The following is a 12,392-nucleotide window of genomic DNA, read 5'->3' as shown; positions in this document are numbered from 1 at the left end:
GTTAATGTTAAATCAAATTTTGATATATTGATTTCTGATTCCAGTAATTTTAACTCATCAATTTCTTCATCTCCACTAAATCCATAATCCATACTTTCAAATGTAAACATGACATCAAATAACGGATTCCTACTTGCATCTCTTTTTAATGCTAGTTTTTGAGTTAAATTTTCAAACTGATAATCTGTATTATCAAAGTCCTTTAGAGTATTATATTTAACTTCTTCTAAGAACTCTCTGAATGTTTTGTGAGATTCCGGAAAATTCCTTAAAGCAACTGTATTAACAAACATTCCCACAGTATTCTCAAGATCTGCATAGGATCTCCCAGACTCTGCTGTTCCTACAATAATATCTTCTTGATTACTGTATTTTGCCAACATCACATTGTAGACCGCCAGTAATACCATATATAATGTTGTTCCTGTTTCCTTTGCTATTGTTCTAAGTTTTGTTGTTAACATCTTGTCTAGAGTAAAGTTTATTCTACTTCCTTCAAAACTTTTTACTCTTGGTCTTTCATAATCTGTTTGAATATTTAATATAGGAAGTTCACCACTTAATCGATTTAACCAATATTGTTCTTGTTTTATACTTGTCTCTTGATTAAGCGAATCAATTTGCCATTCTGAATAATCCTTATATTGCAATACCGCTTTTTCTAATTTTTCTCCTTTGTAAAGCTTCTTAAATTCCTTCCTTATTAACCCTACAGATACTCCATCTGCCGCTATATGATGAACATCTAATAGTATTATATTCTTATTTTCATATGTTATAAGACTGCATCTAATCAATGGTGCTAGTGTTAAATCAAATGGTTTAATAAACTTTTTCATATACAACAAAGCTTCTTTTTTCTGCAATTTTTTATGATTAAATTCTAGATTCCATTTATCATGAACTCGTTGTACTAGTTCCCCATCCACTACATGAAAACTTGTTCTTAGTGCTTCGTGTCTTCTAACGATTTCATTTAATACTTCTTCAACTTTACATATATCTAACTCTTCAGTTAATTCAATCATAATCGGCAAATTATACACTATACTATTTTTATCTGTTTCCCAAAGGGCAAACATTCTTTTTTCTGCCGAAGATGCTTTATAATATTTTTTATTTTCCGCTTTATTTATTATCGTATAATGTTTTTTATCTTTCTTTTGTATAAGTTCGCTTAACTGTTTTATTGTAGAGTTTTCAAACACTTCTTTAATTCTTACTTCTACACCAAATCTTTTTCTAATACGTGAAATTACCATTGATGCTTTTAAAGAGTGTCCACCTAAATCAAAGAAATCATCATTTATACCTATTCGCTCTCTCTCCAACACGTTTTCCCATATAGCGACAAGCTTTTTCTCCGTATCATTTTTTGGGGCCTCATATTGCAAGTTCGTATTATGGCTTATATCTGGTGTAGGTAGTGCTCTTTTATCTATTTTCCCATTTTCTGTAAGCGGGAATTTATCCAGATTTAAAAAATATGTAGGAATCATATATTCTGGAAGTGAGCTCCTTAAAAATTCCCTTAATTTATTATTTGGAATTCCCTTTTCTGAAGTATAATAGGCACAAATATATTTATTACCATTCTTATCATTCCTAGTAGTAACAACAGTTTCTTTAATTTTTTTATATTTTTGCAACTTATTTTCAATTTCTCCGAGTTCAATTCTAAAGCCGCGAATTTTTACTTGATGATCTAAACGACCAATAAATTCAATATTACCGTCTGACAAATAACGTACTAAATCCCCTGTTTTATAAAGCCGTGCTTTAGGCGTTTTATTGAATGGATGTGGTATAAAACGCTCCCTTGTTAAATCTGGAAGGCGCCAATACTCACGTGCCAACCCATCTCCTCCAATATACATCTCTCCTGGAACACCTGGAGGCACAGGATTTAAATGAGAATCTAAAATAAAAACCTCGGTATTGGCAATTGGGCGACCAATTGGAAGTGTATCACCATTCCACCCCTGAGGAACCGAGAAACAGCAAGTAAATGTTGTTCCTTCAGTTGGGCCGTATCCATTGATTACTTGGACATTTCCTAATTCCAATACTTTCCGCACATGAGGAACCGAAACCACATCTCCTCCAACTAATAATTGGTGTAATTCAGTTAATGCTTCTAGTTGCTGATCAACAACTAACGAGAAAAGTCCAGCTGTTAACCATAAGGTAGTGACCTGGTGTTTTTTAATAGCTTTAGCAATCTCTTCAACTGTTGGTGTTTCTGCTGACATTACAGCTAAACATCCTCCATTTAACAAGCTGCCCCATATTTCAAATGTAGAAGCATCAAAAGCAACTGGTGCCAGTTGTAAGAAAGTTTTACTTTCATCCAATTCAGCAAAATCATTTCCTTTTACTAGTCGTACAACACCTCGGTGAATAATACTGACTCCTTTTGGTTTTCCAGTTGAACCTGAGGTATACATAACATACGCCAAGTCATCTCCTGAACCAGAACGGTTAAGGTTTGAACCACTCATGCTATCAATTTGCTGTCTATTTTTATCTACACATATAACTGTTACCGGCACTTCAGGAAGCACCGATGATAATTCCCCATGAGTAAGAAGCAAGGATATATTAGAATCCTCTAATACATATGACAACCTTTGCTTTGGATACTGAGAATCTAACGGTACATAAGCTCCTCCTAATTTCAGAATCGCGAGAATACCAATATATAAATCAGCGGAACGTTCCATTGATATACCAATAAGATCTCCCTTTCTCACTCCACATTCGTTGAGATAACGTGCAAGTTGATTCGCACGATGATTAAGTTCTGCATAGCAAATTTGACAATCCTCTAATATTAACGCAGTTTTTTCTGGTGTTCTTTTAACCTGCTGCTCAAATAGCTCATGGATCGTTTGATTTTGCGGATATATTTTTTTTCTATAGGGTAACTTTGTAAATTGTATTTTTTCGTTCGAAAATATATTTACATCTTTCACTGCCATATCAATATGATTTAACACTAATTCCAGTATATTCAAAAAATGTACGGAGAGTTTATTTATAGTTTCTTTCTTATATAAAGACTCATTGTAGTGAATAATAGCTTCTATATGCTTTTCCGTTTTCCTAAACGAAAAAATAGTATTATATACAGCTTGTTCTAGAAAAATACTTTCTTGAATATTTTCAAGCATGATCATTACATCAAATGGCTGAATCCTCTTACTACATTCTTGTTCTAAATAAGAGAACATTTTATAATTAGGTTGTTCGATTGCTTTATTTATTGTTTGCTCTACCTTATGTAATAACTCTTTAATCAAATCATCATCATTTATTTGGCTTCTTAATACTAAAGTCTTATTACCATATTCATCCTCATTATGTTTTTTATACGAAGGAGTGCTAATTATAATATCATTACTTCTTGTATATTTATTTATTAGCAACATCAGTACTGTCGAAAAAATACTATGTAATTTTTCATCTGATCCCTTAATAATTTCATTTAATTTGTCATTTAGTCTACTTGTAACCTGAAATTTAACATATCCTTTTTTCATTTCAAGATTATTATGTATTATAAAATCAAATGGAAAGTAACTCTTGGTATTAAAATCAGAAAATTCCACCAAAAAATCCAACTCTTCTTTATCCAGCTGAATATTCCTACTGTTTGTATCTTCCTTTTTAAATATTGACATAAGAAAACTCCTTCACTTCAAAAATCAAAATAGTTCTCGGACGGGCTTTATAAAATAGTTTTGAAATTGTAATAAAGATGCAAATGATTTTATTTTTCAACTGATATTTTTATATATTACAGTTTAAAACGCATCAAAATCGTAAGCCTTAATTTTTATAGACTCCTCCTATCAATAATGAAAAAGAAACTCACAACTATTTCTATAAAGATATATATATATAAATTATTTAATGTTATTAAATAATTTTTTTATATAACCACAAAAAATGATATGTATTTAAGTAAAACAAGAAATATTATACAAATTAAAGAAATATTATACAAATTAAAGAAATATTATACAAATATATTATGAGAATATTTAAAACTTGTCAATCTAAAAATTATTTTATAAAATTATCTTTATATATAAAACTTTTATTGTAGATTAAATTTTAAACATAAGACCTATGATGTTCTCTATTTTTTATATTATTGGATTTAATAAACAAAAAATAAAATATACTCAAAAAAATTCATTCAGCTAGATAACACTTATCATCTTACTTCCTTAATAGCTAAGTTTATTTTGTACTGATAAAAAGTTTACGTTTCCTGAAAATACATGCAACTACCCTATTAAGGCTTCCCGTCAAAAAAAAGCCCTTATTCCTTTTCCGAATATACGGGCTATTTCTATATAAGAGACTAATCTTCTAAATTCACTTTATTTAATGTAACATTTTTTTTATAATCTCTGTAATTTCTAACCCATGATGATTAATAAAAAAATGGTCTCCTTTAAATCTAATTATCTTACATTCCCCATTAGTATAATTTGCCCATAACCTTGTAGCTTCCGTGCTTATTGTATTATCTTCATCTCCAGAAAGTACAGTTATATCACAATCAATTTTATTAGATTTTTTGACTTCTTTATCTTTTTCCAATATTCTAAAATCATTTCTTATTATGGGTATATATAAATCTCTTAAATCTTTATTATATAGTAATTCTTCTGAAGTACCTCCCAGACGCATAATCTCTTTCAAAAAAACATCATCTGGCAAGGTATGAATCATACCTGTTTTCTTTTTAATGCTTGGTACCCCACATGCTGAAAAAAATATATGTTTAGGCTTTTTATTTTTCATTTGTTCAATTTTGTGGTAAAGTTTATAAGCTAATCTCCCCCCCATGCTATGACCAAATAAAGCATATTCACCTTCACTAATTTTATCTTTTATTAAATCATAAATGTCATCTACAGCCTCATTTATATCTTCATAAAAAGCTTCATTTATTCTTGCTCCTCTTCCCTTTAACTCAATTGGATATAATTCTAATGAATCACCTATATATTTATTCCACTTATAATAAATTGAACTTGATCCTCCCGCATACGGTAAACAAAATAGTGTTTTCATTATTCACCTCTTAAAATCTAATGAAATATTGAAATAATATCTACCCTTATGGTAAATTTTCTTACTTCTGCAACTAATTATTTGAAGATAAAACAACCATTTTAGAAAAGGGGATATTTAAAAGCTGTTTATAACTAATTCTTATTCTTAATAATTAAATATGGAAGGCCCTTGAAATCCCGTTTATAATTAAAAATATACCAATTACTCTCAGAAGGGCTCTTGAGTATGTGTCGTCTTTCCCAAAAATAGTTAATCCAATTTTTCCAATATAAACATTTATCAGAGCTCCCACAATTAACTCTATCATTCCTAATATTTCTACCATCCCCACATTAATCACTTCCTTATTAAATATAGATTTCAATTTAAAGCACTTAATTATAAACCATGTATTACTTACTGAAAATTCAATCATTAAGTTTCTGCATTTCTCTACTTATAAATAGATACGATACGACTAAACTTACTAATCCAATTCCAATAAAAATACCGATTGGTATTAATTCTGATCCTATAGGACTTTTATTAAAAATAACATCATTTAAAGATTGAATTGCCCATGCCTCAGGAGTAAATTTTGAAATACTCTGCATGTATTTCGGAGCAATTTCTAAAGAATAAAAAGATCCTCCAACCATACCGCTCACAGCTATAATAATTGAAGCAGATGATGTAAACTGCTTTTGACTTTTCATAAACGGGATCATTATCATGGTTATACTGATAAGAGCAAATAAATAAACAGATAATATTAATCCTATAGCAAATACATTATGACCCATGCCTATTTTTAAAAGGTATTTGCCTGCAAGTATAATAACTATAACGTGGACAATCCCAACTATATAAGTTGCAGCCATTTTTGAGATAATATACTTGTGATAATTAACAGGTGTACTTAATAACCTGCTAAATGTATTATTTTCCTTTTCATCAATTAATGTTCTTAATCCTTGAATTACAACAAACCAGATAAACATGACTAAGAACCCTATTAATCTTGCAGTTGCATTATCGTGTTCTTTTTGACCATTACTTAGTGTTTTATCATTTAGCGTTATTTGTGAACTTTCTTTTATTCCCCTAAATATATTTTGGGCTATCTCTTCATCATCCAAACCTAATTCCTCTGACACATACTTAGAATCCCCTATCACTTTTTTTAATGTACCAACTTCATTTGTTATGAGCTGTTTTAATAAAATCCCGCTTCCTTTCTCGTAATTTTCAATAAATTTAATTTTCAAATCTTTCCCTGACGATATATTATTCCCAAAATCTTTTTCTATTACTAGTCCAAAAGGAATATCCTGATCATCAATTTTTTTCTTCAAATTATTTTCAGTCACATTTATCGTCTTAACGTTTTTATGTTCCTGAATCATTTCAATCAATTGATTTGAGTAAACACTGTTATCTGCATCAACTAAATATAATTTTTCTTGTTTATCACTACTCTGTGAAAAAGAAAATAAGAATGTAAGAATTAAAGGGACTGTAATAGTTGCAAAAATTGCTAGCCTATTTCTAAACATTAACTTCAGCTGATGTTTTATCATCGCAATCATTTGCACTACTATGCTACCTCCTTTCGTTTGTACACCATAATGTTAATAAATACAAAAATTAATCCTATACCCATAAGCTGGAGTAAATCAATATATATATTTTCAAAACCTAGACCTTGTTTAACTTTCAAATAACAATTGATAGCTTTCCCATTCGGGATAATTTCCTGAATAACACGTAGACTATCAGGTAAACTATTTTTTGAGATAAAACTTCCTCCCAAAAAGCTAAAAATATAAAGAATAGGAGAAGCCATACTCGAAACTGAGACATGATCCTTTGCAGTGAACCCCCAAAATAGAATAACACTACCTATAGCAAAAGCATACACGGTTGTAATGATAAAAATATCAAAAAGGTTACCCCAATTCATTTGGAATATAATTCGACTTATAAAAATTACTGCGGCCATTTGCATTAAAATCGCAAAAATAATTCCAATAAGTTTACCTAACACATACTGTATATTAAGCGTAGGTGTAGATTTTATTCTGAATAACGTATGATTCTGTCTCTCATCCACTATACCATGAACAAGTACAAATGCTGTCATAATTGAAAACATGACAACCATAGCTATTGAATAGTACTGCATTGAATCAATTGAAACTGTATTATTGTTTGTAGCAGTTTTATCAATTTCAACTGAAATATCATTATTATTTAATAAATGATTAATTACTTTCTCAACTTTATCTTTTGAAGTATTATTGGCAGCGTGCATTTGTTTTACAATCTCTTTTTGCTCAACACTCATTGTTTTAACACTTCTACTAAAACTATCCAAAACTGTTTCAACTATATTTTTATTTATCTTTTTATTTTTATTTCCTATTAAATCAATATTTGTTTTTTCATCATTCATGACGGCTCTTGTGAATCCCTTCGGCACATACACAAAAGCTGCAACCTCTCCTTCTTTTATCAACCTTTTTCCCTCATCATAATTTTTTACATCTTTTAAATTAATGATTTCTTTAAGATTATCTTGTTTAAAAGCCTTGTCTTTCAAAACATCCCCTAGCGAAATTTGATCATCGGCATCTGCATTATAAAATGCTACATCAAAAGCTTCTACCTTCGAATCCGAATCACTAAATACTGTGCCTAAAATAAGAATAAGTATTGATGGAAATAGTATTAACTTTAAATAGAATAGCTTATTTTTTGTTAATAATCTGAAGTCCAGAAAAAATAACTTCAATAACTTTTTCAAAATCACTTCCCCCTACTCTCTTAAGTTTTTACCTGTTATCTGAAGGAAAATACTTTCTAAATTTACTTCCTCATACTTAAAGCTTGTAAGCTTAATTCCTAAATCCTTAATATCATCTAAAATATCCATGACAGTTCGTTCTTTAGATAATATAAGCATAGAAATTTGTTGTTTTTCTATTGTTACATTTCTAATACCATGAATATTATTTAACTGTCCAAGGGCCTCTTTACTTGCATCCCTGTAATTTACGGTTAAGGTATCACATGCATCTAAATTTCTCTTAAGTTCTTCTTTTGTTCCTAAAGCAATAAGAGATCCTCGATCCACTATCGCCACTCTTTTACATAAATACTCTACCTCTTCCATATAATGGCTAGTATAAATAACCGTCATTCCTTTTTCTTTATTTAGTTTTTTTACTGTTTCAAGGATATGATTTCTTGAATGTGGATCAATCCCTACTGTAGGCTCATCCAAAATTAACAATTTGGGATTATTCATAAGAGCAGCACCAATATTAACTCGACGTTTCATCCCTCCAGAAAATTCAGATACATTCTGATTCTGTTTATCTGTTAACTCAATGATTTCTAATACTTCATTAGTTCTTTCCTTTAGTCTTTTTCCTGAAAGTCCATACAAACTCCCAAAGAAATTTAAATTTTCCTTAGCACTTAAAGTTTCATACAAAGCTAGATCCTGTGGTACAATTCCCATTATTTTTTTAATTTCTACAGGCTCTTCTTTAAGCAATTTATTATCAATCTTTATTATTCCACTAGTTGGTGAAAGTACAGTGCTTATCATGGAAACCATTGTAGATTTACCAGCACCATTAGGACCTAGTAAACCAAATATCTCTCCCTTTTCTACATTTAGTGAAATATTATTAACAGCAATGAATTCATTATATTTTTTTGTTAAATTTTTTAATTCGAGCATATGTCACACACTCCTTTGAATATCTCTGTTCTTATATTTTATCTCTGTGTCAATTTCTTTACTATTTACTATAGTACTCAATTAGCGTATTACTTTAGATGTTAATTAATCTATTACTTTAGTCATATGTGAACTTATTTTTTAGGAATAATTAAGATAGCATTAGAAATTTCTCGATTATTTTCTTTAAATAGACTAAAGAGATATGACAGCAAACTAATAAGATAAAATCACATGGCATATAAAATATGAAGTGAGAGTACTCCTTACGATTATGTACTGAATATTTTTTCACTATATCTATTGTAGTGAAAAAGGGATAAATCCTAAAATTCATCCCTTTTTCGCTATATTATAATAACATGTGTTATATAGGCTCTGGCTTATGCATTTAAAAGAATGCTAGTTAATAAAATAATAACATTTATACATGCTCATCAAATATGTGTAAAAATCATCTTGATATTATAAAAAACCTAAGAAAATTAACTTTAATTAAATAAATTTTTGTAAATACAAAGTCAATTCCGTTCTGTTATTTAACTCCAATTTTTCAAGTATTCTCGAAACATAATTCTTAACGGTACCTTCCGTTATAAATAACTCCTTACTAATTGCTTTATTACTCTTCCCTTCCATAATGTGTTTTGCGACCTCCAGCTCTCTTGGTGTAAGCAAGTTCGAAGGCTGTTTATTCTCATTAAATTCCGCTTTAACTGTCTCTTTATAATTTGCTGAATTTAATGCTTTTACAACTTTCAGTGTAATTTTAGGATTCAAAAGAATATTCCCTTCAAAAGCTGTTTTAATCGACTCAATTATCTCTTGTGAATCTGAATCTTTAAGGATATAGCCATCTGCTCCATTTTTAAGCCCCGTAAAAATATATTCACTATCATTAAATGTTGTAAGAATAATAACTTTAATTTCTGGATACTTTTCTTTAACCAGCTTTGTTGCTACTATACCGTCCATTATCGGCATTCTTATATCCATTAAAATAATTTCAGCATATGTATGTGAGAGAAGCTCTAACAATTCCTCACCATTAGAAGCCTCACCGACAATATTAATTTCCTCATGAAGACTCAAAACCATTTTCAATCCTTCTCTAACAATTTGCTGGTCATCTACTATAACAACATCCATATGATTGCCTCCTTAATATTTTGAGAAAATGAATCTTCATCTCACACGATTAAAAATCGATAATCTCAGGTATACTAGCTTTTACAATAAAACCTGAGTAATCATCTGAATAAAAATGAACCTCCCCACCAAGCGCTATAACTCTGCTTTCTATACCGTTAATCCCATTTGATTTAACAATATTTGTACATCTTGCACCGTTATTCATTATAATTAGTAAAATTTGATCATAATTTTTATGTATCTTTATAGAGAACTTTTCTGCATTACCATGCTTTATTCCATTTGTTATTGCCTCTTGTACTGTTTTATAAAGGCAATTTTTAATATCCGGATTAACAAATTCAACAGCTTCCTTTATTTCTAATTCGAATTCTATTCCACTAGTTTCACGGAAATTCTCAAAAATCTCTTCAATCGATTTACGCAATCCTTTTTGGGCAGGATTAGCATTTAACAACGCCACGGCTTGTCTCAAATTTAAGATACAATCCCTTGACAAATTTTGCGATTTTTTTATTACACTCTTCACTTTCTCCGGCTCTATATCTACAACTTTTGCAGCATATTCCAAATTCATCGTCAGTGCAACTAGATAATGACCAAGAGAATCGTGAAGTTCCTGAGCTATTCTTGTTCTTTCCTTAGAAATGGTTAATTCTTTTATTTTTTCCGAGTATTCTTGAAGAGTGTTATTTGCCACTTTTAATTCTTGATTTAATATTTGTATTTTTTCTTTTTCCAACAAAATATTTCTAAAAAGATAGAGGATTGACATAATGACCAAATAAGAAGTTAATATATCTTTTATATTTGTATCAGCAATTTTAAGGGCAATTAAATAGATAATAAAATGCAATCCTAATATAAATCTTGGTATTTCTTTAGTTGTAACAATAATTTCAATAAGTAAAATAATTATATAAATTTGTGATCCAATACAATAGACTTCATATAGTAAAAAGCCAGCAAGAACATTACTCCCAATAAAAGAGAGAGAATACCAAAATGAATTAGGTTTATCTAGAAATTTGACTCTAGCATAATCATTTGCTATTAAAAGCACTGTAATAATGGACACAAAAATCGCTTGTTTTATATTTATTGGATATATCTTGAATATTGAACTGAATATAGAATAGAAAGCAAAATACTTTATAAATTTTTCTATGAGTATTCCATTATTGTGACCTTCTGCTTTTTTCATAATTAATAATCTTTCATACAAGTTGTTTCTACCCCTTTCTACCTTTATTATTCTAACGTTCTAACATTAAATTTTTTATCGCACAAAATATTTAATTATTTAATCTAGTTAGAATTTAGGTGTTGAATTTTATATCCTTATCTAACAAATATTTATAGCTCGGGTTTCCATTCTAAAACTCCTTTGCAGATACCAATTATACAAGTTTTCTTTTAAATCATATTATATTTTCATATACAGGATGATAAGATTAGTATACACAAGTGATTGGTCCTACACATTGTAGAGCGTCTTATATGTATCAATTAATTCACTTTGATTTATTGTTTTTATATAAGGAAATTTTTTTTTATTTAATGTACAAATAGCCATTCTATATCCAAATTCAAAATCCAAAATTTGTAATTTGTGATTCGTATAACTACATCCCTTAATTACATTAATTTCTTTTAATCCATTTATTTCAATTGAAAAAGATTTCAAAGAAAGGGATAAACCTTTGCCACAACACTTAATATAACTCTCTTTTAATGTCCATATATCATAAAATTTATTCAATTTTCGATCCAAATCATTTTTCATAATATAATCATACTCTCTTTTAGTAAAAAAATTTTTAGCTAAATCCTCGTATTCAATTTCTTTTATTTGTTCTATATCAATTCCTATTGGATGTTCATCAAATGCACATACAACAAACTCTCCAGAATGAGACAGATTAAAAAAAACATTTGGATGATTCTTCAAGTATGGTTTTCCATAATAATTATTACTAAATACGATATCTTTATTATTAATTTTAAGTTTTTGAATAATTATCGCTCTTAACAATATTTCTCCGATTAATGTCTGAAGTTTATTCTTTTTTTTCACATACTTTTCAATTCTATGTCTTTTTCTTGAGTCAATTAATAAACTTAATTCATCTAACTGTTCACTATTTATATCAATTATTTTAACCACGTATATTTCCATAAGACTCCTCTTTTCATGTATCTCCCTTACATTTTTTTATGCGTTGAAACCTATATGTATAGAAAACATAATTAAGTGTAATAATATATATTTTTACATAGTAGATTTAAGACTCCCTTACTAAATAGATTAAATTAAATCTTACTTTATATACAGTTCCCTCTAAAGACCTTAAAACTTACAATTTATAATAATTTTTAAATCCCCCTATAGTTACATGTAAAGATATAATTACAT

At 29.0% G+C, this 12,392-nt stretch carries 9 protein-coding genes; all 9 read right to left on the bottom strand.

Features of this window, described 5'->3' with window-relative positions; all coding sequences use genetic code 11:
• A partial coding sequence (locus tag ACTFRH_RS29905; RefSeq protein ID WP_440048901.1) for an amino acid adenylation domain-containing protein occupies nucleotides 1–3,683 on the bottom strand: 3,683 nt, incomplete at its 3' end.
• Nucleotides 3,684–4,395: 712 nt separating this feature from the next.
• Nucleotides 4,396–5,091 (bottom strand): thioesterase II family protein, encoded by a 696-nt coding sequence (locus ACTFRH_RS29900; protein WP_000853569.1) that lies wholly within the window; start codon nucleotides 5,089–5,091, stop codon nucleotides 4,396–4,398.
• A gap of 154 nt (nucleotides 5,092–5,245) precedes the next feature.
• Entirely contained in the window at nucleotides 5,246–5,425 is a 180-nt protein-coding gene (locus ACTFRH_RS29895) for a hypothetical protein (RefSeq protein WP_033703504.1), read from the bottom strand.
• A gap of 76 nt (nucleotides 5,426–5,501) precedes the next feature.
• The gene (locus ACTFRH_RS29890; protein ID WP_232294089.1) at nucleotides 5,502–6,662 is read right to left on the bottom strand and encodes an ABC transporter permease; all 1,161 of its coding nucleotides are present in this window, start codon (nucleotides 6,660–6,662) and stop codon (nucleotides 5,502–5,504) included.
• Nucleotides 6,663–6,670: 8 nt separating this feature from the next.
• On the bottom strand, nucleotides 6,671–7,879 hold the full coding sequence (locus ACTFRH_RS29885; protein WP_000734885.1) for an ABC transporter permease: 1,209 nt from the start codon (nucleotides 7,877–7,879) through the stop codon (nucleotides 6,671–6,673).
• 12 nt (nucleotides 7,880–7,891) lie between these two features.
• Nucleotides 7,892–8,824: an ABC transporter ATP-binding protein gene (locus ACTFRH_RS29880; RefSeq protein ID WP_000891280.1), complete on the bottom strand. Its 933-nt coding sequence runs from the start codon at nucleotides 8,822–8,824 to the stop codon at nucleotides 7,892–7,894.
• Between the two features lie 495 nt (nucleotides 8,825–9,319).
• A complete protein-coding gene (locus ACTFRH_RS29875; protein WP_000383621.1) occupies nucleotides 9,320–9,973 on the bottom strand; it encodes a response regulator in 654 nt (217 codons plus the stop codon).
• A 49-nt stretch (nucleotides 9,974–10,022) separates the two neighbouring features.
• Nucleotides 10,023–11,180: a sensor histidine kinase gene (locus ACTFRH_RS29870; protein ID WP_003299926.1), complete on the bottom strand. Its 1,158-nt coding sequence runs from the start codon at nucleotides 11,178–11,180 to the stop codon at nucleotides 10,023–10,025.
• A 273-nt stretch (nucleotides 11,181–11,453) separates the two neighbouring features.
• Nucleotides 11,454–12,155, bottom strand: coding sequence for a 4'-phosphopantetheinyl transferase family protein (locus tag ACTFRH_RS29865; protein WP_000409326.1), 702 nt, complete (start codon nucleotides 12,153–12,155; stop codon nucleotides 11,454–11,456).
• Nucleotides 12,156–12,392: the final 237 nt, after the last annotated feature.

It is taken from the genome of Bacillus cereus group sp. MYBK216-1 (assembly GCF_051916495.1).
In the GTDB taxonomy this organism is placed as follows: Bacteria; Bacillota; Bacilli; order Bacillales; family Bacillaceae_G; genus Bacillus_A; species Bacillus_A thuringiensis_K.
This window is presented reverse-complemented; position numbering and strand designations above follow the sequence as displayed.